General features: G+C 64.7%; 20 protein-coding genes. 14 read left to right on the top strand and 6 right to left on the bottom strand.

The annotated features are described in order from the left end of the window. Positions 1–8 precede the first annotated feature (8 nt). Together K3172_RS08085 and K3172_RS08080 are read left to right on the top strand one after the other, a co-directional pair. The gene (locus K3172_RS08085; protein WP_247717967.1) at positions 9–590 is read left to right on the top strand and encodes a polysaccharide biosynthesis/export family protein; all 582 of its coding nucleotides are present in this window, start codon (positions 9–11) and stop codon (positions 588–590) included. 2 nt (positions 591–592) lie between these two features. After that, positions 593–1,819 carry an outer membrane beta-barrel protein gene (locus K3172_RS08080; RefSeq protein WP_221588606.1) on the top strand — a complete coding sequence of 409 codons (1,227 nt, stop codon included), beginning with the start codon at positions 593–595 and terminating at the stop codon, positions 1,817–1,819. Here the strand turns inward: K3172_RS08080 and K3172_RS08075 are convergent. Further along, a complete protein-coding gene (locus K3172_RS08075) occupies positions 1,816–3,171 on the bottom strand; it encodes a hypothetical protein (RefSeq protein ID WP_221588604.1) in 1,356 nt (451 codons plus the stop codon). The genes K3172_RS08080 and K3172_RS08075 overlap by 4 nt on opposite strands. 200 nt (positions 3,172–3,371) lie before the next feature. On the opposite strand from K3172_RS08075, the gene K3172_RS08070 reads away from it, so the two are divergent. The 4 genes from K3172_RS08070 to K3172_RS08055 all read left to right on the top strand — a co-directional run bounded on the left by K3172_RS08070 (position 3,372) and on the right by K3172_RS08055 (position 9,053). Further along, entirely contained in the window at positions 3,372–4,829 is a 1,458-nt protein-coding gene (locus K3172_RS08070; RefSeq protein ID WP_247717966.1) for a pectate lyase family protein, read from the top strand. Next, positions 4,826–5,986 (top strand): glycosyltransferase, encoded by a 1,161-nt coding sequence (locus K3172_RS08065; RefSeq protein ID WP_221588602.1) that lies wholly within the window; start codon positions 4,826–4,828, stop codon positions 5,984–5,986. Before K3172_RS08070 ends, K3172_RS08065 begins: the two co-directional genes overlap by 4 nt. Before the next feature lie 265 nt (positions 5,987–6,251). After that, the gene (locus tag K3172_RS08060) at positions 6,252–8,480 is read left to right on the top strand and encodes a GumC family protein (RefSeq protein WP_221588600.1); all 2,229 of its coding nucleotides are present in this window, start codon (positions 6,252–6,254) and stop codon (positions 8,478–8,480) included. 9 nt (positions 8,481–8,489) lie between these two features. After that, the gene (locus K3172_RS08055; protein ID WP_221588598.1) at positions 8,490–9,053 is read left to right on the top strand and encodes a sugar transferase; all 564 of its coding nucleotides are present in this window, start codon (positions 8,490–8,492) and stop codon (positions 9,051–9,053) included. Positions 9,054–9,058: 5 nt separating this feature from the next. Here the strand turns inward: K3172_RS08055 and K3172_RS08050 are convergent, their stop codons facing one another. Genes K3172_RS08050 through K3172_RS08040 form a run of 3 tightly spaced genes read right to left on the bottom strand, consistent with a single transcriptional unit; the run spans position 9,059 to position 11,828 of the window. Next, the gene (locus tag K3172_RS08050; RefSeq protein ID WP_221588596.1) at positions 9,059–9,730 is read right to left on the bottom strand and encodes an HAD family hydrolase; all 672 of its coding nucleotides are present in this window, start codon (positions 9,728–9,730) and stop codon (positions 9,059–9,061) included. Beyond that, positions 9,727–10,695: an ATP-grasp domain-containing protein gene (locus K3172_RS08045; RefSeq protein ID WP_345725621.1), complete on the bottom strand. Its 969-nt coding sequence runs from the start codon at positions 10,693–10,695 to the stop codon at positions 9,727–9,729. The genes K3172_RS08050 and K3172_RS08045 overlap by 4 nt, the downstream gene beginning before the upstream one ends. Continuing rightward, positions 10,692–11,828 (bottom strand): glycosyltransferase family 4 protein, encoded by a 1,137-nt coding sequence (locus K3172_RS08040; RefSeq protein ID WP_221588594.1) that lies wholly within the window; start codon positions 11,826–11,828, stop codon positions 10,692–10,694. The genes K3172_RS08045 and K3172_RS08040 overlap by 4 nt, the downstream gene beginning before the upstream one ends. Before the next feature lie 206 nt (positions 11,829–12,034). Between K3172_RS08040 and K3172_RS08035 the strand changes: the two genes are divergently transcribed. From K3172_RS08035 to K3172_RS08005, 7 genes are all read left to right on the top strand, one after another. Further along, a complete protein-coding gene (locus K3172_RS08035; protein ID WP_221588592.1) occupies positions 12,035–13,615 on the top strand; it encodes a glycosyltransferase family 39 protein in 1,581 nt (526 codons plus the stop codon). Positions 13,616–13,772: 157 nt separating this feature from the next. Beyond that, positions 13,773–14,594, top strand: coding sequence for a glucose-1-phosphate cytidylyltransferase (rfbF, locus tag K3172_RS08030; protein ID WP_221588590.1), 822 nt, complete (start codon positions 13,773–13,775; stop codon positions 14,592–14,594). After that, positions 14,587–15,729 carry a CDP-glucose 4,6-dehydratase gene (gene rfbG / locus K3172_RS08025; protein ID WP_221588588.1) on the top strand — a complete coding sequence of 381 codons (1,143 nt, stop codon included), beginning with the start codon at positions 14,587–14,589 and terminating at the stop codon, positions 15,727–15,729. Before rfbF ends, rfbG begins: the two co-directional genes overlap by 8 nt. Then, the gene (locus K3172_RS08020) at positions 15,720–16,940 is read left to right on the top strand and encodes a DegT/DnrJ/EryC1/StrS family aminotransferase (protein WP_221588586.1); all 1,221 of its coding nucleotides are present in this window, start codon (positions 15,720–15,722) and stop codon (positions 16,938–16,940) included. Before rfbG ends, K3172_RS08020 begins: the two co-directional genes overlap by 10 nt. Then, positions 16,933–18,195, top strand: a complete 1,263-nt coding sequence (locus K3172_RS08015) for a class I SAM-dependent methyltransferase (protein ID WP_221588584.1) — start codon at positions 16,933–16,935, stop codon at positions 18,193–18,195. Before K3172_RS08020 ends, K3172_RS08015 begins: the two co-directional genes overlap by 8 nt. A gap of 19 nt (positions 18,196–18,214) precedes the next feature. Continuing rightward, positions 18,215–19,183, top strand: coding sequence for an NAD-dependent epimerase/dehydratase family protein (locus K3172_RS08010; RefSeq protein ID WP_221588582.1), 969 nt, complete (start codon positions 18,215–18,217; stop codon positions 19,181–19,183). Further along, on the top strand, positions 19,176–20,168 hold the full coding sequence (locus K3172_RS08005; RefSeq protein ID WP_221588580.1) for a glycosyltransferase family 2 protein: 993 nt from the start codon (positions 19,176–19,178) through the stop codon (positions 20,166–20,168). Before K3172_RS08010 ends, K3172_RS08005 begins: the two co-directional genes overlap by 8 nt. On the opposite strand, the gene K3172_RS08000 is transcribed toward K3172_RS08005, so the two are convergent. After that, positions 20,095–20,547: a GtrA family protein gene (locus tag K3172_RS08000; RefSeq protein WP_221588578.1), complete on the bottom strand. Its 453-nt coding sequence runs from the start codon at positions 20,545–20,547 to the stop codon at positions 20,095–20,097. The two genes, K3172_RS08005 and K3172_RS08000, sit on opposite strands and share 74 nt — an antisense overlap. Before the next feature lie 263 nt (positions 20,548–20,810). Next, positions 20,811–21,428, bottom strand: coding sequence for a LuxR C-terminal-related transcriptional regulator (locus K3172_RS15670; protein ID WP_282098593.1), 618 nt, complete (start codon positions 21,426–21,428; stop codon positions 20,811–20,813). A gap of 659 nt (positions 21,429–22,087) precedes the next feature. Here K3172_RS15670 and K3172_RS07990 point away from each other — a divergent pair. Further along, positions 22,088–23,041, top strand: coding sequence for a UbiA family prenyltransferase (locus K3172_RS07990; protein WP_221588574.1), 954 nt, complete (start codon positions 22,088–22,090; stop codon positions 23,039–23,041). Positions 23,042–23,073 lie beyond the last annotated feature (32 nt).

Genomic DNA, 23,073 nt, shown 5'->3' with positions numbered 1-23,073 from the left:
GGGAGATAATGATGTCACGCTTTCTGAGGCTTGTCGCTTTGCTGGCCCTGTCGTTGGGTGGCAGTCTTTCACTCACCGCCTGCGGCAACAACCTGGGCTCGCTCGCGTCCATTCCGGCACCTGCCAGCGGAGAGTATCGCGTCGACACCGGCGACACGCTGAAGATCGCCATCCAGGATCTCGACGCCGCCGACGGCGAATATGTGGTCGACGACAGCGGGGCGATTTCGCTGCCGATGGTGAAGGAAATCGCCGTCAGGGGCCTGACCTTCCGCGAGATCGGATCGAGGATCGAGGAGCAGTACCGCAGCGCAGGCATCCTCAACACGCCGATCGTGAACGTGCAACCCGCCACGCTGCGGCCGTTCTATGTGCTGGGCGAAGTCAGCCAGCCGGGCGAATTCGCCTATCGCCAGGGCATGACCGTGCTCGCCGCCGTTTCGGCAGCGGGGGGGTACACCTATCGCGCGTCCACCGGAGAGGTCGAAATCACCCGGACCATCAACGGCCGGGAGGTGACCGGCCGGGCCGACGAGAACAGCCCGATCCAGCCGGGTGATCGGATCCGCGTCTTCGAACGCTGGTTCTGATCGTGCGGACCGCATCGCTCTTGCCGGTATCGGCCGGCCTGTTCGCGCTCATGCATTCGCCGCTGGCCGCGCAATCGCTGCCCGATACGGCCGGTGCCATCCCGCGCAACGATCCCGAATACGAGATCCAGCCCACCCAGGTCGGTCCGTTCGCGGTGACCGTGGGCGCGGCCTCCAACGTCTATTATGACGACAATATCTATGCGGCGGACGCCAACGAGGTCGACGATATCGTCTTCGAGGTCGCGCCCTTCGCCCGCGCCGTCTACGATGCCGGGCCCCTTAACGTCGCCTTCGGGACGCAGTCGAACATCCGGCGCTATGCCGACCGCTCGACCGAAAATTCCGAAGCAACCCGATTCACGACCGACCTGACATTTTCGCCCAACCAGGGCGAGAGCCTGCGTGTGGGTGCCTCGTACGCCCGCGAGATCGAGGATCGCGGCGACCCCGAGGCGCTCAACCAGGTGCTGGACGGACCGCGCAGGATCGACGTCTGGAAAGCGGATGCTAATTATCGCCGGACCCGCGGCAAGCTCTTGTTCGACCTGCGCGCGGAAATTGCCAAGTTCGACGCGCTGGCCGCATCCGACGCCAACCGCGATTTCCGGTCGTACGGCGGCGATGCGACCGTGGGCTTCCGCATCGGCGGCGCCGTGTTCGCCACCGCGACCGGCTTCGTGAACCGCCGCGAATTCCGCCTCAGCACGACCACCGCCGGGATCGAGCGGGACTCGACCACGATCGGCGGAAGGGTCGGCCTCGATATCGAACCGGGTGGCCTCGTGCAGGGCAATATCTCGGTCGGCGTGTTCCGCAACAACCCCGACGATCCCTCGCTCGATGCCCAGTCGGGCCTGTCGCTGGCGGGCAATCTGATCTACCGGCCGCGGCCGCGAACCGCCTTCGTGGCGAGTGTTTCGCGCGGCGATGTCGCCACCTTCCGCAACGCCCCCGGTGGCCGCGTCGACACGGTCGCGAGTCTCGCGGTCCATCAGGAGATCCGGCACAACCTCTTCGCCTACATCGTCGGTGCCTATGTCCAGAACGACTTCCAGCAGACAGGATCGACCGATCGGACGGGCCTGTTCCAGGGCGAACTGGAGTACGTCGTCAACCGGAACCTCTCGATCGTCGCCGATGCAAGCTACAGCACCCGCGACAGCGACGTTCCGACGGAGGAATTCGCTCGCTTCCGTGGCGGTATCGGGGTCCGCATTCGCTTCTAGGCGAGTTGATGCCCTGCCGCCGGGACGGGCAGCGGCTCTGCCCGCCTCGTCCCTTGCCTGGCAAAGCTCTCGATCCGCGGCGCAAACCCGTGCAGCATGGCCAGCATGATCGGCCCGATCCACAGCCGGGCGTACATGTGCGGTGCGGAAAAGGCGAACCCTGTAAAGACGACCAGCAGGCCGAGCGTCAGCGCGCTGTCGACCCTGTCTTGCTTCAGCAGCGATGCGCCGATCGCCCACAGGAGCAGGATCATCACCACGAGGCCTACCAGCGAGACGAGCCCTCCTTCGGTCAGCACCAGCAAGGGAAAGACATGGACGGGTGCGCCATATGCGCTGATTTCCTTGTAACCATCCGCGCCGTAGCCGAAGAGCAACGTCCCGCCCGAAAGCCGCCAGGCTTCGATGGCGAGCTGCCAGCGGCCGGCAAAGGTCCCCGCCTCCTCGATATCGCCCGACGTCAGCGCCTCGGCCACGCGCTCTTCGAACGCTCCCGGCAGGGGTATGCCGGATGCGAGTAGACCGATGACCAGGACCAGCGCGGGGACGCCGAACAGGATCGTGTTCCTCGGCCAGACGATAAGGCAGAACAGCGGGACCGCGATGGCGGCAAGCGAGAACGCGGTGAAGCTGGCGCTGGCGATGATGCCCCACACCAGGAATCCCGCACAAGGCAGCAGGAGCCATTTGGGCATGAGCGAGCGGCGCGCGGCGTAGAGCGCCATGAGCAGGCCGAAAGTGTTCATGGCACCGTTGATGTTGGCATTGCCGGATAACGCCCCGATCCGCCCGCGCACGGTAATGAAGTCCATGCCCATGAATTCCCAGACATCGTGATAATCGACGAAGAAGCTCGCGACGAAGGTGACCGCCTGCGACAGGGCGACGCCGATCACGAACGCGACCATGCACCTGTCCAGCAGCTCGCGGTGGAAGCTGGCCAGCATCATCGGAATCGCCAGCAGGGCGAAGACATACTGTCCCCCGACGCTGAGCCAGCGCAGCGGATCGCCGTTGACGAGCGTGCTGGCCAGCAGGCCGCCGATGAACAGCAGGAAGCCCAGGAACCACACTGGTGTGGTCGCCCCGAACGGGCTGGCGTTGAGTTGCCCGCGGCCGAGCAACAGCAGCAATACGACGAGGAGGAACATGTCGGACAGCGTCAGGTTGATCCCGCCTGCACTCGCATAGGTCCAGGCGCCATACCGCACGAGACCCCAGGACAGCGTGAAAAACCCGGCGATAAGGCAGAGGTTGACCAGCACGTCGCGACGCGACCAGCCGGCCGGCACGGTCGTTTCCGTCCGTTCCCGGTCCCGATCGTCTTCCGCGTATGCGGTGGAGCGGTACATCCTCGATCCTGCCCAGCCCTTGGTTCCATCCCGGTTTAACCTGCTTCGCGGACCAGGCCCAAAGGCCATCGGGCTAGGGCGCGGCCCATTCGGCTGGCGAGCTAACCCTAAAGAGACGGTCGGGATGCCGGGCACATCGTCTACAACCCCGGCGATCCCTGCCGCAGCGGGATTGATCAGGCAAAGCAGCGAGTTCTCACTTGGCCCAGCACTGCAAATCGACGGTCGAAGCGCCCTCGCCGGGTGCCACGCTAGCCGCCACCCCGCACGAACGGGCGTCGGGGTTCAGGGCCTCGCTCGCGCTCCTGACGATCCTGATCGCGGCCTGTTCGGGGCCGGGCAACGGCATGGCGCGGCAAGTTGAAACCAGCGATGCCGAGCAGGTGGCACCGCCGGAAGGCCCCCTCGCCTTCCGCGGCGCGCAAGGTTTCGGGGCGGTGAGCGCGGGCGGGCGCGGAGGGCGGATCATCCCGGTGACGACGCTGGACGATTCCGGCCCGGGTAGCCTGCGCGCCTGTATCGAGGCCGATGGACCGCGCGTGTGCGTGTTCCGGGTCTCGGGCGTCATCCGCTACACCACCGCGCCGCCGCGTATCCGCAACCCCTTCATCACCATTGCCGGCCAGACCGCGCCGGGCGGCGGGATCACGCTGGCCCATGCCGGCGGCGAGGCGGGCGCTACCCCGCTGGTCGTCAAGCAATCGCACGATGTCGTCATCCGCCACTTGCGCGTGCGCCCGGACCGCATCGGCAACAACCGCGGCGGCGAAGATGCGATCACGATCGAGCAGAGCGAGCGCGTCATCATCGACCACGTGAGCGCCAGCTGGGCGCGCGACGAACTGATCAACGGTCACGCCCAGAACGATGCGATCACGATCAGCAATTCGATCTTCGCCTGGGCTATCCCGCGTCACGACAAATGCGCTCTGCTCGGCTCGGACCCGACCGGACGGCAAACCTTGAGCTTCATCGGCAATCTGTGTGCGCACAGCGGAGACCGCAATCCGGATATCAACTTCATGCCCGGCTCCTGCGTCGAGATCTTCGGCAACGTGTTCTACAACGCGCGCAGCGAGTTCGCGGAAGTCTGGGAGACCTACGGCGGGAGCCCCGTCGCCCTCGTGGGCAACAGCTTCATCGCGGGACCGGATACGAGCAGCTCGGCGGTCGGCATCGTCCGCCAGACCATCGGCAGCACGGGCGAAGGCAGTGCCTACCTGCGCGGCAACGGCTTCATCGGGTCCTTCGTCCATATCGACCGATCGCTGGACGCCATCGTCCGGCCGCAACCGCCCTGCCCGTTCTCCCATTCCCCGCGCCCGGCTGCGGAGGCCTATGCCGCGGTTCTGGCGTCGGCCGGCGCCTTCCCCCGTGACGCCCTCGACGAGCAGGTCGTCGGCGAAGTCGCAGCACGGCGCGGCAGCCTCGCAAGCCAGCCGGGGACCATACCGGCCATCGCATCCGGCACGCCCTACCCGGACGCGGATGGCGACGGGATGGACGACGATTGGGAACGCGCAAACGGCACGGACCCCGCGATGTCCGACCCCTGGCTCGATGCGGATGGCGATGGCGTCGCCAATCTCGAGCAGTTTCTCGACGACCTCAGCGATCGCCTCATCCGCGAAAACGGCCCGACGGGCGGCGCACAATGAAGATCCTGCATATCATCACAGGGCTCAACATCGGCGGCGCCGAAAACATGCTCGCCAAGCTGATGGAGGCCGAGCCGCATCCGGACAGCCAGCAGGTGCTTTCGCTCCTTCCGCGCGGCCCCTTGGCGGAACGGATCGAGCGGACCGGCGTGCGCGTGGATTGCCTCGACATGGGCCGCGGCTTGGCGACACCGGCCGCCGCGCTGCGCCTCCGCGGCTATGTCCGCGCGGCCAAGCCCGATATCCTGCACGGCTGGATGTACCACGGAAACCTCGCGGCGTCCTTCGCCAGGCTGGCCGTTGGCCGCAGGGTACCGACTATCTGGAACGTGCGCCATTCCCTCGCCGATCCGCGCCGCGAGCCGGCGAAGACGCGCGCACTTCTCGCGCTCAGCCGTCCGCTGTCCGGCACGCCCGACGCGATCGTCTACAATTCGCAGGCCGCCGCCCTCCAGCACGAGGCATACGGCTTTTCGGCCGGGCGAAGGCAGGTCGTCCCCAACGGCTTCGACTGCGCGCAGTACTGTCCCGATCCCAAGGGGCGCGAACGGCTCGAGGCTCTCTTCCGCATCCCTCGCGACGCCGTCGTCATCGGCTGTGTCGCCCGCCTGCACCCGATGAAGGGGCATGACAATCTCGCCCGCGCCTTCGCGATTGCCCGGCAGGCCGACGCACGGCTTCACTTGCTGATGGTCGGGAGAGGGCTCGAGGAAGCGCCGCCCGAATTGCAGGCGCTGATTGGACAAGGTGGCCTGACCTCCAGCGGGGCACGCTTCGATATCGCCGAATGGATGCCCGGGCTCGACGTCCTCGCAATGCCGTCCGGCTGGGGCGAAGGCTTCCCCAATGTAATCGGGGAAGCGCTGCTCTGCGGCGTCCCGGTCGTCGCCACCGACGTCGGCGACAGCGCGCTGGTCGTCGGGCAGGAGGGAATCGTCGTTCCGCCGCAGGATCCGTCCGCTCTGGCCGCCGCGCTCGTACGCATCGCAGCCATGCCACCGGAACAGCGCGCCATATTGGGTCACAGCGGACGACGAAGGATCGAACGGCTGTATGCGATCGACGCGATCGTGCGCCGTTATCACGATCTCTACGCTTCCATCGCCGGGGCGAAGCCCTACGCGGGATTGAGCCCGGCGAGCGCATCCCGGTCGTAGAGCTAGCAGCCCGACAATACTGCGGCAGGTCCCGCTACCTAAAAGGGCTAATCTCTATAAGCCGCGATTTTATCCTATGAGCGATTGGGTCGCGCAGGGCGGACAGGCATAGTCCTCTTGCCCACAGGACCGGCCCGAACCGGTGCGGGGCATCGTGCGCAACCGGAACCAGCCTATGCCAAACCTGCTTACCACCCAACCCGCCGGAAGCCACCACCTGCCAGGCAGACCTTACGATCACCAGCCCCGTTACGACCCCGCGCCCATGCCGCAGGTCATGTCGCTGCGCGATATCCTGCGCCTGATCGAGCGCCACAAGCTGATGATCGCCGCCATCGTGGCCATCACCACGCTGGCGGTTGCGACACAACAATTCCTCGCGCCGAACCAGTACATGTCGGTCTCGCAAGTCCAGGTCGAACTGCTCGACGAGGTCGGGACCAACCAGGCCGATATCTACGCGCGCAACGAACAGCGGATCGGCAACGCCGTCCGCCTCTATCGCTCGCGCTCGGCGACCGAGCGGGTCATCGACGATCTCGACCTGCTCAACGACCCTGCGTTTCTCGCTGAACTCGGCGGCGTTGCGGGCGATCGCAAGGACATGATGCAGGCGGCGACGACGCGTCTTCTGCAGCTGAGCCAGGTCACCAGCGACGGCAATTCGGACCTGCTGCAGATCGAAGTGACGACGATGGATCCCGAGCTGTCGGCGCGCATCGCCAACCAGTATCCCGAATCCGTCCGCGTGGTGCGCAATTCGCGCAGCAACGAGAAGCGCATGGAGCTGCTGGATTCGCTCAAGGCCGAACAGGCTAAGCGGCTCGATGCAGCACAGACGGCGGCGCTCGCCCTGTCCGATTTCCGCGCGCAGACCGGCATGCTGGTCGGCGCGGGGAGCCAGGAAGACCTCGCCCAGATCAACCGCGTCGCTGCCGAAGCCGCTTCGGCCAGCGCGAACAGCGCCGGGTCGGCCTCGCGCAGCGCGGGCGTGGCCGGAGCAGCCTCGATCCGCAGCACCGCCCAGGCAAGCTCCGCCGCGGTCGAGCAGCTGGAGCGCCAGCAAGGGACATTGCTGGCCGAAAAGGCCCGGCTGGGCGCGAGTTTCGGACCCAACCACCCCGACGTCGTGCGCGTGAACTCGCAGCTGGCTACGGTCGACTCCGCACTCGCCGCCGAACGCTCGAGGGCGCGCGCCGCAGCGAACGAAGTGGCGGCGGCCGAAGCCGGCCGGATGTCGGCCCTGGCGCGCAGCGATGCGGCCATGGATGCCGCCCGCGCGTCGCGCCTGCAGGGCGCGGTCGCGACCCTCACGGAAAAGGCGTTCAGCAACAACGCCAACATGGCGGAACTGTCGAAGCTCGAACGCGCGAGCATGCTCGCCAACGACGCCTATACCTCGATCGCCGACCGCATCGAACAGGTGCAGGCGCAGATGCAGCTCGAAGGCGTGAATACCGAGCTCGTCTCGCCCGCCGTGCCCAATTATGCGCGGATTTCCCCCGAACCGCTCAAGATGATCCTGCTGGCCTTCTTCGGTTCGGCGACGATCGCGGTGCTGATCGCGCTGGCGCGCGACCTGATCGACGACCGCCTGCGGACTTCGGCGCAGATCCGCCGCCACTTCGGCATGCCCACGCTCGGCATGCTGCCGATCATCTCCTCGGGCATTTCGGAACGGGTGGACGAGAACCTCGTGCTGCGCGATCCGCAATCGCTGTTCGGCGAAGCGGCCCGCTCGACCTACTCCGAACTTCGCGCCCTTGCCGACGGCGCGCCTTCGCAAACCGTGCTGGTGACCTCGCCCTTGCCGGGCGACGGCAAGTCGACCGTCTCGCTCACGCTGGCGGCCACCGCGATCAGCTATGGCGAATCCGCCGTCGTGCTCGACCTCGACCTGCGCAAGCGCGGCCTGCTGCAGTCGCTGCAAAACGAGCTCAACACCCCCGATATCGTCGACGTGATCACCGGCAAGGCCGATCTCGACCACCTGATCGATTCCACGCCGAAGGAAGCGTTGATCGAATGGCAGCGCACCGGCGAACATGACGAGGAAGACCGTCCGCGCATCGTCCTCCTGAGCGCCAATCGGCCCGTGCGCGACCCGGCGTCGATCCTGACCACCTACCGCCTGCAGGTGCTGATCGGCGAGCTTCGCAAGCGGTTCGACAAGGTCATCATCAATGCGCCGGCCGCCCTTGCCGTGCGCGATGCGCGCGCCATGTGCGACTATACTGACCACACGGTCGTGGTCGCGCGGTGGGGCCGGACCAGCGTCGACCAGATGAAGGCCACGCTCGAGCTGCTCGGAAGCCAGGTCAACGGCGTGATCTTCGACCATGTCGATTACGCCGAACACGCCCGCCGTCGCTACGGGGACTCGGTCCAGTTCTACATGGAAGCCTCGGACTATTACACGGACGACGTGCCGGAGCGGATCGGCTTCCTCGACCAGATCCGCCGGCTGTTCGGACGCAAGCAAGCCGCGGCGTGACCTGATGCGATGCAGCGGTTCGTCGCACTTGTCCTCAGCATTCTGACCGCGCCGCTGCTGCTGGTCCTTGCGGTGATCACCGCAGTCGGCATGGGCACGCCGGTCCTCTTCCGCCAGCAGCGATCGGGCCTGGGCGGCCGGCCGTTCACGATGGTCAAGTTCCGTTCTATGACCGATGCCGTGGGTGCCGATGGCAAGCTCCTGCCCGACAGCGAACGGGTGACGGCGTGGGGGCGCTTCCTGCGCCGGTCGCGGCTGGACGAGCTACCGGGCCTGTGGTCGATCGCGCGGGGCGACATGGCTTTCGTCGGTCCCCGGCCCTTGCTGCCGGAAACCGTCTCAAGCCTCGGTGAGCGCGGCCGCGAGCGCGGCGAGGTCCTGCCCGGACTGACCGGTTGGGCGCAGGTGAACGGCAATGCCCTGCTCGAACTCGACGACAAGATCGCGCTCGATCTCTTCTACGTCCGGCAAGCGAACTGGCGCCTCGATCTGGCGATCCTCATGCGCACGTTCCTAGTCATGGTGCTGGGCGAAAGACTGACCGAGGCCGGAGCCCGGCCCCACTCTCGCTGACCGTTTCAGGCCGGGATCAAACGGTCGAGGTCGATAACCGCGTGATCGGCTGCATGGGCACGGGTGGGAGCTTGCCCACCATGGATTCGGCCGGGCCGCATGACCTGGATCGTCCGCCAACCCATCGCCTTGGGCGTCACGAAATCCTTCGCCGCATTGTCGGCGATGTAGACATGGTCGCAGGCCGCCCGTCCGAAGCGGCCTGCCACGTCCTCGTAAGCGCGTGGGTGCGGCTTGCCCTGCCCCTTCCCGAAGCTTCCCGTAAGGATGCAGTGGCCGATCCGTCCCGACAGGCCGAGCGCGTCGAGCTTCGCCTGCTGCGTCCGCGCAGGCCCGTCGGTGATGATCGCGGTGTCGCGTCCGGCGAAGCGATCGAGGAAGCGCGCCGCGTCCGCGCACACTTCGATCACTGGCTCATGCTCCCGATAGATTTCGACCAGATCGGCGATCGTGCTGTCCCCGACCGCTACGCCGAACTCCGCGAGCACGATATCGAAAATATCGCCCCGCCGTCCTTCCTCGAGCACGTCGAAGCAGCGTTGGGCGAATCTGTCGGGATCGACCTGCCCGGCGAGCGACCGCCCGACCGCGACATAGCCGCTGCGGGCAAAGTCGCGCTCGAGATAGAGCGTATCGTCGAGATCGAGCACGACGACCTTCGTGGCCAGCTGGATCACACGAACACCGCTGCGTCATAGCGGAGCATGGTCGCACCCTCGGTCCAGGAATTGGACGCGCATTCCTCCCCCCCAGAGATGCTGGCGAGCAGGCTCTCCGCGAACCGACCGCCGGCATGGTCGGCCAGCGGATAGCCGCCGCCGAAGCGGGCATTGATTTCGAATACGCGCAGCCCTCGCGCGGCGTCGTCGATAAGCTGGAAGCAGGCGACCCCGCGCAGGCCGGGGAGCGCCTCCACGATTCTGCGCGCCACGTCCTCGATGTCGTCGCGGCGGACCGTGCGCCCCTTCTCTACCTCGCCCGCGCGAACCGATAGGCGCACATGCGGGATGACGGATCGCAGCGCACCATCGCGATCGACATAAATATTGACCGTATATTCTTCGCCCTCGAGCAATTCCTGGAGGATCATCGGCTCGGGGTAACTGGGCGCGAGGTCGGCGGCGGAGCGAACCACACCGATCCCCCTGCTCGCGCTGCCGCCCGATGGCTTGATGAAGGCCGGCCAGTGCCAGTCGACCGCGCCATCGCGAACCGCCTCGGGCGTGGTGGTGCGCGGAACCGGAACACCGGCTTCGGCGAGCGTGGCGGCGGTCAGCGCCTTGTCCCGCACCACCGCGATGGTTTCCGGCGAGCTCACATGGACCGTCGTTCCGATGGCCGCAAAACGCGGTGCCGCCGATGCCAGTGCATCGAGTTCGGGGTCGATGGTCGGGACCAGCAGGCGGATCGCATTTGCGGCGCAATACTCCAGCAGCACATCGACATAAGCCGGATCGGTGCAGCGCGGCACGGCAAAGCGCGCGTCGGAGTCACGACAAGCGGCGCTGAGTTCGGGATCGAGATCGCAGGCATGCACTTCGAGGCCGAGCCCGAGCTTGCCCGCTGCCGCGCGGAAGCAGCGGGTCAGCTCGACCCTCCGCCCAGCCGAGGTGAAGAGAACCCGCAATGCGCGATCCGTCACCGCGTGGTCCCGGTTGCGAGTGCCACCCTGTCAGCCGGGAGCCGGGATTGCGGCCTCCTGGCGATTCCTTCGATCAGCTCGGCCCATTGCTCCACCACCGCCGAAGTCCGGAAGCGCGCCGCCTGCCGGGGCCCTTCGATCGCGCATCTGCGCCTCAGGTCGCGGTCTTCGATCATCCGCGAGATCGCATCTGCCATCGCCCGTTCGTCGCCAACCGGGACCAGCAGGCCACTGCGTCCTTCGGTTACGATCTCGGCCGGCCCGAAATCGCAATCGGTGGAGATCACGGGCATGCCGCTGGCGACGGCTTCTGCCAGCGCATTGCCGAAACCTTCGTAGCGCGACGACATCACGAAGAACGCCGCGCTTCGCGCCCATTCGCCGGGCATGGAGGTATTGCCGGGGAGCGTAATTTGGTCCTGCATCGCCAGAGCCTCGATCAGGTCCTGCAGCTTTTGCCGCAGTTCTCCGGATCCCCAGATTTGCAGGCTCCATCCCTCGTGCTTCGGAGCGATCATCGCGAAAGCCCGTATCAGGGTCTGGAAATCCTTTTGCGGGGTGAGCCGCCCCACTGCACAGATGGTCCTGCTCTGTGCAGCGTCGGGATCACGGGCAAAAGCCTCGATCGGATTGTAGATGACGGCCAGGCGATCCTGAACGCTTGCCGGAAAACAGCGCCTAACCGCTTCGGTCTGGCAGACGATGGCATCGGCGCGCCGATAGGCCCAGCGAAGCATGACGTTCCAGAGGGGATGGGTAGTCTGGCGTTCGGGATTGTTGCGCTCGGAACAGACCAGCGGCGTGTCGGTGCCGAGACAGGCCAGGGCGGCGAGCAAATTGTTCTTCGTCAGGAAGGAGACCAGCACATCCGGCGCGACTTCCTCCACTGCGCGGCGCAAGGCGGCGACCTTGCGCATGTTTCCGCGAAAGCCCTTCGCGTCTAGCATGCCCATCCGGTGCAATTGCACCTGCTGCGGCAGCGCGTGATAGACCGGATCGCTATCCGCATCGAAGGTCAGGATCGTGACGGAATCGCCCCGCGCGATCCAGTTGCGCGCCAGGATCGCGATCACGCGCTCCGCCCCGCCCGCTCCCAGCGCCGTAATCAGGAATGCGATATGTCGGCCTGCCAAGGAGCTTGTCCGTCCTGCTGAAGATCACGCATCCCGCATTAGCACGGCCACAACGCCGGCGAGGCGGTTCATTTGGTCTAACCCCCTTTTGATGCACCCGAAAACGGCTGTCGCTCCGACGGCTGGAGCGCCCGGCGACAGCATCCGAAAGAGGTATCTCGTCTTTCCGCTCGCCTGCGCTGGCCGGCGGGCGCATCTTTCGCGCCATGCACCAGCCGGTATCAGCGGAGCCACGGTCGGCAGGCACGCCGCTCGGCAGGCGGCAGGCGGCGAGTTCGACCATCGCCTGGGGCGTTCTCGCGCTCGGCGTGCTGGGGGTCGTCGGACGCATACTGTCCTATGCGCTCAATCGCGACGAGAACCTGTTCGTCGCGGTCGCAAGCCAGCTGGGCAACGGCGATATCTATCGCGACCTCGGGTACAACCACCTGCCCAATCTCGTCTACACGTTCGGTGCCGCCTTCAAGCTGCTCGGGACAGACCACTACCTGCTGACCGCCCGGGTGGTCGTGATCCTTGCCTGGCTGCTGGCGATCGGGTCGCTCTGGGCACTTTCGCGCCAGCTCGCCTCGGGCAGAGCGGCCTTCTTCGCGGTCGCCTTCATCCTGATCGGCAATACCGTACTGCTCGGCGAAGCCGGCATGCTGGCGACCAACGGCTTCATCCCCGTCGCGCTGGTGTTCCCCGCAACCCTTTGCCTCTTCCGTGGGCTCGAGCCCGACCGACCTAGCATCGCGCACCTTGCCGCGGCCGGTTTCCTGGCGTCGCTGGCCATAGGGTTCAAAGCCAATTTCGTCTTCCTCGCGCCCGTCTTCGCCATCGCGACGCTGGTGGCCAATCCCGCCATGACGGTAAACCAACGGATCGTTCGCGGACTCCTGCCGCTCGCCATCGGCGGTCTAGTCGGCGGCTTGCCGACGCTGCTGCATTTCGTTGCCGATCCGCAATCCGTCCTCGCCCACACGATCGGCTACTTCACGAACTTGCAGGCCGCCTACTGGTCGAGCGCCGATCTTCCCAAGGTCATGGACGTCAAGGGCAAGATCCTGATGGCGGAAAGCATCTGGCTGGCCAACACCAGCCTGCTGGCGCTGGTGCTCGCCGGTAGCTTGCTGGCGATGGCCGCGATCGAGCGTTGGCAATCCCTGCTGGACTGGCGGATCGTGATGCTGTGCGCGCTTGCGCTGTGCGGCGTGGTCGTGGCCTTCGTTCCCTCGCCGTCCTTTCCGCAGTATTTCGTGCCGCCGCTGCCCTTCCTCCTGATCCTGGTTCTGGTGCTGTCCGGCCTGATCGACCCGCGTCAGAGAACACTCGCCCTTTCCCTGCTGGCGAGCGTCGCCGCGCTGGCGCTCGTCAACGGGGCCCCGCGGCTGGGGGCGGGCCTCGCCGGCCTCGCCGCCCCCGGGTCGTGGGATGCGCTATCGCTGAAGCGCGAGGTGGCGAAAGCGGGCGCAGCGGCCGGCTTGCGCAAGGGCGACCTCGTGGCGACACTCACTCCGGTCATGGCCATCGAAGGCGGCTACGCGATCTACCCGGAATTTGCCGCCGGGCAATTCGTCTACCGCGTCGCCCCGTTCCTCTCCGCCGAAGAAGAGCCGTTCTACCGCACGACGTCTTCCTCGCGACTGCCGGGTTTCCTCGACGCAAGGCCGCCCGACGCGATCCTCGTGAACCGGAACGAGGCCATGGCAGGCGATTTCGCAACCTATGCCGCTTCGCGCGGATACCGTGCCTCGCGGCATGGACAGGGAACGCGGGCCTTCGATATCTACGTCCGGCCACGCTGACCATTTCGTATGGTGCTAGCCCCTTGGGAGGGGGTCTGGCTAAAGCTGCCTAACCCCGATGCCCATTTCGGCGAAACCGCCGCCTTCCGTAGAGTCCTCTGCATGTTGGAGGGCATTTCGTGCGCTCCGCAGACCAGCGAAGTGGAAGGACATGCACATGAAGGTGGTTCTGTTGGCAGGTGGGCTCGGCTCCCGTCTCGCGGAGGAAACCGTCCGCATTCCCAAGCCCATGGTCGAGGTTGCCGGTCGTCCGATCATGCTGCACGTAATGGACATCTACGACCGCTTCGGCTTCTCCGATTTCATCGTCGCCTGCGGCTACAAGGCGATCTCGATCAAGAGCTTCTTTCAGGACCTGCACCTGATGACCAACGACTTCACGGTCGGCATCGGGAACGGCGAGATGGATTTGCGCCCCACGTCGAAGGTCGACTGGCGGGTGTCGGTGGTCGACACCGGCCTTTCGACCATGACCGGCGGCCGCATCAAGCGCCTGCGCGACTGGCTCGACGACGAGCCGTTCATGGTCACCTATTCCGACGGTGTCGGCAACATCGATATCGGCGCACTGGTCGACTTCCACAAATCGCACGGCAAGCTGGCGACCGTTACCGCGGTCCAGCCGCCCGCGCGCTTCGGCAACCTCGAATTGAATGGCAACCAGGTGTCCGAATTCACCGAAAAGGTGCGCAAGCACGAAACCTGGATCAACGGCGGCTTCTTCGTCTTCGAACCGGGCGTGCTCGATTACCTGACCAGCGACGAGGAACCGCTCGAGCAGGCGCCGCTCACCAAGCTCGCCCATGACGGCGAGCTGATGGCGTTCAAGCACAAGGGTTTCTGGCACCCGATGGATACCGTCCGCGACCGCGACACGCTGAACAAGCTGGGCTCGCAGACCCTGCCGCCGTGGCTCGATTTCGAGAACGGCAAGCCGGTCCTGTCGACGGACGCCCAGGTGCAGCTGGTCAATGCCTGACCTGCCCCCCGTCCCGATGGCGGCGTTGGCCAGCTGCTACTCCGCCAAGCGCGTGCTTGTAACGGGGCACACGGGCTTCAAGGGCTCGTGGCTGTCGCTGTGGCTCGACCGGCTCGGTGCGGAGGTAATCGGTGTGGCGCTCGACCCGCCGCCGGGCCCCTCGATGTTCGCCTCGCTCGACCTTGCGCGGGTGATCGACCACCGGATCGGCGACATTCGCTCGGCCGAGGACTTTGCCCGGGCGACCGAAGGCGTCGATGCCGACCTCGTGATCCACATGGCCGCGCAATCGCTCGTCCGCCCATCCTACGAAAATCCGGTCGATACCTTCGCGACCAATGTCACCGGCACAGCCGTCGTGCTCGACCGCGTGCGCCATATGCCCTCGCTCAAGGGGGTAGTCGTAGTCACCAGCGACAAGTGCTACGAGAACCACGAGTGGGAATGGCCCTATCGCGAGACCGACCAGCTCGGCGGTTCCGACCCCTACAGCGCCTCGAAGGGCTGCACCGAACTCGTTGCCAGCTCCTTTCGCCGATCGTTCTATTCCACGCCCGGCTCGCCGCATATCGCGACCGTGCGTGCCGGCAACGTCATCGGCGGCGGCGACTGGGCGGTGGACCGGCTCATCCCCGACATCATCCGCGCGACGCTGTCCGGCACCGCGGTCACGATCCGCAACCCGGCTAGCGTTCGCCCCTGGCAGCATGTGCTCGAGCCGCTCTCCGGTTACCTCGAAATCGGCGCGCGCCTGCTCTCGGATGACGGCGCGAAATTCGCCGAAGCCTGGAACTTCGGTCCTTCTCCCAGCGCGTTCCAGGAGGTTGAGCCAATTGCGCGCCGCTTGCAGAGCGCCTGGGGCCCCGGTGCGGCGCAAATCGCTTTCGGAAAACGCCCCGACGAACCCCACGAGGCGCGGCTCCTGACGCTCGACAGCAGCAAGGCGCAGCAGCGTCTCGGCTGGCAGCCCCGGCTCACCACCGACGAGGCGATCGCGATGACCGCCGAGTGGTACCGAACCTATGCTGCGGGCCGCGACGACCTGCGCGAATTCACCCTCGACCAGATCGACCGCTTCTGCGGCATCGAACCATCCATGAACCAGCAGGAAGGGAAACGCCCCGTATGCGCGTGAATTATGGCCAGACCGTCCACGGCGAAGAGGAAATCGCCGCCGTCGTCGAAGTGCTCAGGACCTCGACCCAGATGGGTCCCAAGGTTCGCGCCATGCAGGAACGCGTCTCCGCGCTGTTCGCCAAGAAGCATGGCATCATGGTCAATTCGGGATCTTCGGCGAACTATCTCGCCATGGAACTGCTCGACCTGGAGGAGGGGAGCGAGGTCATTACGCCCGCGCTCACTTTCGCCACCACGGTGGCGCCGATCGTCCGCGGGAGGCTGGTCCCCGCGTTCATCGACGCCGCCGTGGGCACCTACAATATCGACGTCGACAAGATCGAGGAAATGATCGGGCCGAAGACCAGGGCCATGATGATCCCCTCGCTGATCGGCAACCTGCCCGACTGGGACAGGATCCGCGAGCTGGCCGACCACCATGATCTCAAAGTCATCGAGGACAGTGCCGATACGCTGGGCGCCACCCTCCGTGGGACCAGCACCGGTACGCGTTCGGACATCAGCACAACCAGTTTCTACGGCTCGCATGTCATCAACGCGGCGGGCAATGGCGGCATGCTGTGCGTTTCGGACGAGGAACTGGCGCGCAAGGCGCTGCTGCTGCGTTCCTGGGGCCGGACCTCGTCGCTCTACCAGGACTCCGAGAGCATCGAGAAACGCTTCAACGTCGATGTCGACGGCATCAGCTACGATGCGAAATTCCTGTTCGACGAGCTCGGCTACAATGTCGAGCCGTCCGAAATGGGTGCCGCTTTCGGCCTCGTGCAGCTCGACAAGCTCGACAAGAACATCGCCGCACGCGAGCACAATTTCGCCCGCCAGATGGAATTCTTCAAGGATTACGAAGAGTGGTTCATCCTGCCGGAGCAGATGGAAGAGTCCCGCACCGGCTGGCTCTCCTTCCCGATGACGATCCGGCCCGATGCGCCCTTCGAGCGCCGCGAGCTGCAGATCTGGCTGGAAGAACGCGACATCCAGACGCGCCCGGTCTTCACCGGCAACATCCTGCGCCAGCCGGCGATGAAGTCGGTCGAAGCGCGCGTGTCGGCGGACGGCTATCCGATCGCCGACCAGGTCATGCGCGGCGGCATCCTGCTCGCCTGCCACCACGGCCTCGACGAGGCGCAGATCGACTACATGCACGAAACCTTCCGGGATTTCGCCAAGTCCCGCCTGTCCACTCCTGCCAGCGAGGCCGTCAATGCTTGATCCCCAGTCCACCGAGCGCCTGCGCAAGGCGACGCTCGACACCTGCCGTGCCTGCGGGGCTGCGGACCCTTACCTGTTCCTCGAATATGGCGAGCATTCGCCGGGCCAGATGCTGATCCGGCCGGAAGACATGGACGATCCGCAACCGGCTTTCCCGCTCAATGCACATGCCTGCCTCGAATGCGGGCTGATCGCGGTGGCGGACCAGATTCCGGAGAACTTCTTCTCGCATTACCTCTACGTGCCCTCGGGCGCGGCGACGATGCACAGCCACTTCGAGGAATTTGCCGACGTCATCACCGAACGGGCCGGAACCGAAGGGCTGATCGTCGATATCGGCAGCAACGACGGCCTGCTGCTCGCTGCCTGCAATGCGCGCGGCTGCAAGACGCTGGGCTTCGACCCGGCCGAGAATATCGCCGCCATCGCCGCCGAGCGCGGGGTCGAGACGCACATCTCCTATTTCCACCCGCAGTCCGCCACCGAGGTGAGCGAGGCGCGCGGCAAGGCCAAGGTCATCACCACGACCAACACCTTCAACCACATCGGCGACCTCGACGACTTCATGGAAGCGGTGTGCATCATGCTGGAGGATGACGGCACCTTCATCATCGAAGTGCCCTGGGCCAAGGAAATGCTCGAGAAGGCCGAATTCGACAACATGTACCACGAGCACGTGTCCGAATTCAGCGTGCTTTCGATGGTGAAGCTCGCCGGGAAATTCGATCTCGAGGTGAGCGACGTCACCTATCTCGACGGGATCCACGGCGGCTCGTTCCGCACCTTCATGACGCGCAAGTCGGCAGGCTTTCCGATCGGCCCGAATGTGCAGACAATGCTCGACGAGGAAGCCGCGGTCGGCATGCTCGACAAAGCCGTTTACGACACGCGCAAGCAGGAATTCGACGCCATCGGGCGCGAGCTGCACGAGATGATCGATCGGCTCAAGGCCGAAGGAAAGCGCATCGCCGGGTATGGCGCCTCCGCGCGCGGCAGCACGACGATCACCTATTACGGGATCGGCGCGGACGATCTCGATTTTCTGGTCGACAAGAACCCGCTGAAGCAGGGGCTGTTCTCCCCGAACACGCGCATCCCGATCAAGCCGGTCGAGGCGATCGAGGAGGAGCAGCCCGACGTGCTCTTCATGCTGGCCTGGAACTTCTTCGACGAGATCTATGCGCAGCAAGAAGCATTCCGGGCACGCGGCGGCCAGTTCATCGTGCCCTATCCGAGGCCGCGCCTCGTATCCTGATCTTCGAGAGGAAGGGTAGTTGAAGGGAGCACGCTGCCTCGTCACCGGAGCCGCCGGGTTCATCGGATCGCACCTGTGCCGCCGCCTGGCGAATGCGGGTGCCGAGGTCCACGCGCTCGTGCGGCCCGGCGGATCGCGGATCCGGATTGTGGGGCTGGCCGATCGCGTCACCATGCATTCGGCCGATCTCGAGGATGGGGCGGCGATGGCGCTCGTGATCGAGGCGGCGCGCCCCGAACTCGTCTTCCACCTCGCGACCCCGACGCGCGGGGGCATCGCCCCCTCTATCGATGCCGCACAGGACTCGATAGACCGCATTCTGACGCCGTTGCTGAGCTTCGTGAGCGCACTCGCCGACCGCGCCGAACCGCCGGCGCATTTCATCCGCGCAGGGACGATCGCCGAATACGGCAATTCCGCCCTGCCCTTCCGCGAGGATCGGCGCGAGGCTCCCTCCACACCCTATGGTGCCGCCATGCTCGCGGGCACGCAGCATCTGGCCATGCTGCAGAATACCCTGCCCTTCCCGACCGTGACCGCACGGCTCGCGCTGACCTATGGTCCCGAACAGGACAAGCGCTTCATGATTCCCGCCATGCTGGACGCCTGCCAACGCGGCGAAGCCTTCAAACTCCAGCGGCCCGACGACAGGCGCGATCTCATCCATGTCGACGACGTGGTCGGTGTGTTGCTTGAGCTCGCTGAAAGACCGCGCGCTGGCGCAACCCATGTGAACATCGGCACTGGATATGCACCCAGCATGCGCGAAGTCGGCGAGCACATGGTCGAGATCACAGGCTGCAGGCCCGATCTCATAACGAGCGCCACAGACGCCGCGCCCGATAGTCCGAGCGAATTGCGCTGCGACAACACACTGGCCAAGCGCCTTTACGGCTGGGAGGCCACCATACCCTTGCACGACGGTCTGCGCATGCTCGCGCTAGAGAATCGGACAACGCTCGCAGCGGCAGGAGAGCGCCATGGATGAGGATGCCAAGACACTCGTTTCGATCCTCGTCCCCGCCTTCAACGAGGAAGAGAACGTCGAACGCGCCTACAACGCCATCCTGAAAACGTTCGAGCGACTGCCCGACTACGACTACGAGATCATCTTCACCGACAACCACTCGACCGACCGGACCTTCGAACTGCTCGAGGGCATCGCCAAGCGCGATCCCAAGGTCAAGGTGATCCGCTTCTCGCGCAATTTCGGCTACCAGCGCTCGCTGCTGTGCGGCTACAAGGCCGCCTCTGGCGCATGCTCGATCCAGCTCGACTGCGACCTTCAGGACCCGCCCTCGCTGATCCCCGACATGCTGCGGTTGTGGCGGATGGATCACCAAGTGGTCTACGGCATCCGCCGCTCGCTGCCTGATGGCTTCATCGTGCGACAGCTGCGCCGCGGTTTCTACCGGCTGATCTCGCGCATCAGCGACGACAACCTGCCGGTGAACGTCGGCGAGTACCGGCTGTGCGACCGCCGCATCCTCGACGAACTGCGCAAGGTCAACGACACCACGCCCTATTTGCGCGGCCTGATCAGCTCGATGGGCTTCTCGCAGGTCGGCTTTGAATACGACCGCGCGGACCGCGTTGCGGGCGAGAGCAAGTTTCCGCTCAAGTCGATGATCTCGCTGGCGGTGGACGGGCTGCTCAACCACTCGCTCCTGCCGCTGCGGCTCGCTTCCTATGCGGGGATCATCATCGGACTTTTGACGATGCTGCTGTCCTTCATATACATCCTCGGCCGGGTCTTCCTCGGACAGGCCTGGCCAGCGGGTTTCGCGACCACAACAATCCTGCTGCTCATGTCGATCTCGATCAATGCGATCTTCATGGGCATCCTGGGGGAATATATCGGCCGCCTGTTCATCCAGTCGCGGACCGAGGCGGACCCGATTATCGAGACCCGCCTGAACTTCGAGGAGCCGCGCCGCTCGGGTCACTTGCGGGAAATACGAAACGGCGGCTGAGCACGTAGAATAGGGCGGCATAGACGCAGATCGCGACAAGCTGGACCAGCGGGCTCTCAGTGAAGCCAAGTCCTCGACCGCCGGCGACGACGCCAAGGTTTACTGCGTAGGCGAAGGCAACCACCAGCACGTAGCGAACCAGTTCACGCCGCGAGATTTCGTGACGCACCCGGAAAGTCAGCACGCGATGGAGCAGCCACGAGATCGGCAGGCCGAGCGAGAAGCCGATGACATTGGCCGGGTAGTCGCCCGCGCCGAGATGCAGCGCTCCCACGATGATCGCGTAGCCAAGCAGCGTGTTGAACCCGCCCACGGCGAGGAAGCGTACCAATTCGGCAATGTCGCGCCGGCGCAGCTCGGTGAGGAATGACGAAGCCACGTTATCGCCCTTCCGCTACATGGCTCACGGCGACCTGTCCGTGACTTTGAAGCGCGTCGATATGCATCGCTGTTGCCCACTATCTGTCTTCGGCAAGCGCCATCATGCGCGGCCGTGGTGACACCCGCAATTGCCCATAAGGCTTGGCAATTCCGATCAGAATCGAGGCCATGTCCGTCGGGCTCCAAAACACGACCAAAGGCACCGGAGCCCGCTGAAGCGGGGCCGGTGCCTCAATGTCGTCAGGGCCGTGACCGGTCGGCTCAGGCCGACTGGCTGAGGGCCATCGATTCGGCGGGTGCTTCGACCGCCTGCGGTTCGACCGCGACGGTCGCACAGGTCGCATTGGCATCGACACCGTTGTTGACCGCCCAGATCGCCGCCTGGGTGCGGTTCTGGACCATCAGCTTGCGCAGGATCGCCTTCACATGGACCTTGACGGTTGCCTCGCTGATATCGAGCCGATGTGCGATCACTTTGTTGGGATAGCCCATGATCAGGCAGCGCAGTGTCTCGATCTCGCGCTCCGAGAGCAGCTTGACGAGTTCCGCGCCGCTCTGGCCGCTGCGCCCCGGCATCACGCTCCGATCGGAAAGGTGCTCCAGCAGCGCGCTGGGCAGGACCTTTTCGCCGAGCGTCACGAGGCGCAGGGATTCCACCAACGAGCGGCAGGCGATTTCCTTGACGATATAGCCGTCAACGCCGGCCCGGAAGGAATCGACCATGATCTCGTATTCGAACTCGTCCGTAAGCAGGACGAGCCGCGATTTGGGAAAGGCCTTGTGCATCGCCATGACCTCGGTCTTGACGTCCTGGGCGGCACTCACATCGATCACGATGAGTTCCGAGGCTTCGACCGGGCCTTCAGCCCCAGCCAACATGGCCTCGCAATTCTTGTAGGATCTCTCGACAACGAATTCTTCTTCACCAAGAATTCGACTGAGACCTTCTCGCATTATGGAATTGGCGCATACGAGCGCCACGTTTACTTCGGTTTTATCCAACATATTCGTGTACCCCGTCCTTGGTATGGAAGTACGCGAACCCACTGTTGATTTGATTTTATCGTTGTATGAAAACGACATCGCTGTGTTTTGGGGTCCCGTCCAGAGGTCCCGGCGCTGTGGCTTTCACCTATCACGATAGTTATTTTTCGGTTTCACTCAAGAAGATTTGGCCTGAGCATCATACCGCAAGGCGCGTGGTCCGTGGTTGCCGGCTCTCCGGTGATGAGGAATCGCCCTATATACGCCTGAAAACAGGGGATAACCTTCAAGTGTCCCGTTTTGAGACATGGGCGGTGAAACTCACCAAACGGCTTACGTCATTCTTGCATTCCCGCTCCGCTGAACGTTCTCAAAGTTGCCGAGAATGGCCACGATGAAGCCCGATGTCGCGCATGGATGGCGGCGAGTCGGCGTTTTGCGCCACTCGATGGTCTCCAGTCCCGACCTTGAAAACGGATTACCTCGCAATTGCATGCGCCTACCGTCCGGCTTTCGCATAGGCTTGCCCAAGCAGAACAGCAGCGAGAGCACGAGTGGGCACGCGAGCGTCCGATCATCGCCAAGTCACAGAGAGCGACCCGGCCAGCGCACGCCATGGCAGCAGTATCGCCGGCGCATTGCAAGGCATGCGCCTTTATCAATGGCCCAAGAATACCCTGGTTTTCGTGCCGCTTCTTGTCAGCCATGCCTTTACGCTCGAAGACTTCCTCGACGCGCTCGTGGCGTTTTTTTCGTTCAGCCTGCTCGCTTCGGCGACCTATCTGTTCAACGATCTGAGAGACATCAGGTCCGACAGGATGCATAGGATCAAGTCCCAGCGCCCGATCGCGAGCGGAGCGTTGAGCGAGCGCGCGGCAATGTCCTGCGCGATAGCCTTGCTGCTCTTCGCTTCTGCGCTGACGCTGCTACTCCCGCACGGGTTTGCCGTGGTGCTCGCAATCTATCTCGTGACCACGCTCGGCTACACCCTGCTCTTCAAGCGGATGCTCGGTCTCGACATCGTTGTGATCGCATGCCTTTACACGCTGCGCGTCGTCGCCGGGGACGAGGCCATCGGAGCCGATCTTGCCGGCCTGGACTCGTCGGACTGGATACTTGGCTTTTCCTGCCTGCTCTTCCTGGCTCTGGCCCTCATCAAGCGTTGTTCCGAGTTGTTCACGTCCCTGCTCGACGGCCATGAGCAGCTCCCGGGTCGCGCATATCGAGAGGAGGACATCCCGATCCTCCTTGCCCTAGCGACAGGTGCATCGATGTGCTCGATCGCGATCTTTGTCCGCTTCATCGGATCGAGCGATGTCACCGACAATTTCAGCGATCCGCGCCTGCTGTGGCTCATGGTTCCCATTCTCGTATACTGGCTGATGCGGCTCCTGCTGCTCGCCAACCGCAAGATGATCGTCGACGATCCGGTGCTATTTACGCTCCGCGATGCGCATAGCCGGTGGTGCGGTGTAGGGATGACCTTGGTGACCCTCGCTGCATGGTGACGCCCGAAAGATCGCGTTTTGAAGGCGGTATG

Source organism: Qipengyuania proteolytica (assembly GCF_019711565.1).
Classification (GTDB): domain Bacteria; phylum Pseudomonadota; class Alphaproteobacteria; order Sphingomonadales; family Sphingomonadaceae; genus Qipengyuania; species Qipengyuania proteolytica.
The sequence above is the reverse complement of the archived record's forward strand: the minus strand, read 5'-3'. Positions and strand labels throughout refer to the sequence as shown.

Excerpts from the sequence above, each read along its gene's own strand:
- K3172_RS08085 (WP_247717967.1), top strand. The coding sequence starts at position 9 with ATGATGTCACGCTTTCTGAGGCTTGTCGCTTTGCTGGCCCTGTCGTTG.
- K3172_RS08075 (WP_221588604.1), bottom strand. The coding sequence starts at position 3,171 with ATGTACCGCTCCACCGCATACGCGGAAGACGATCGGGACCGGGAACGG.
- K3172_RS08065 (WP_221588602.1), top strand. The coding sequence starts at position 4,826 with ATGAAGATCCTGCATATCATCACAGGGCTCAACATCGGCGGCGCCGAA.
- K3172_RS08060 (WP_221588600.1), top strand. The coding sequence starts at position 6,252 with ATGCCGCAGGTCATGTCGCTGCGCGATATCCTGCGCCTGATCGAGCGC.
- K3172_RS08055 (WP_221588598.1), top strand. The coding sequence starts at position 8,490 with ATGCAGCGGTTCGTCGCACTTGTCCTCAGCATTCTGACCGCGCCGCTG.
- K3172_RS08035 (WP_221588592.1), top strand. The coding sequence starts at position 12,035 with ATGCACCAGCCGGTATCAGCGGAGCCACGGTCGGCAGGCACGCCGCTC.
- rfbF (WP_221588590.1), top strand. The coding sequence starts at position 13,773 with ATGAAGGTGGTTCTGTTGGCAGGTGGGCTCGGCTCCCGTCTCGCGGAG.
- rfbG (WP_221588588.1), top strand. The coding sequence starts at position 14,587 with ATGCCTGACCTGCCCCCCGTCCCGATGGCGGCGTTGGCCAGCTGCTAC.
- K3172_RS08020 (WP_221588586.1), top strand. The coding sequence starts at position 15,720 with ATGCGCGTGAATTATGGCCAGACCGTCCACGGCGAAGAGGAAATCGCC.
- K3172_RS08015 (WP_221588584.1), top strand. The coding sequence starts at position 16,933 with ATGCTTGATCCCCAGTCCACCGAGCGCCTGCGCAAGGCGACGCTCGAC.
- K3172_RS08005 (WP_221588580.1), top strand. The coding sequence starts at position 19,176 with ATGGATGAGGATGCCAAGACACTCGTTTCGATCCTCGTCCCCGCCTTC.
- K3172_RS15670 (WP_282098593.1), bottom strand. The coding sequence starts at position 21,428 with ATGTTGGCTGGGGCTGAAGGCCCGGTCGAAGCCTCGGAACTCATCGTG.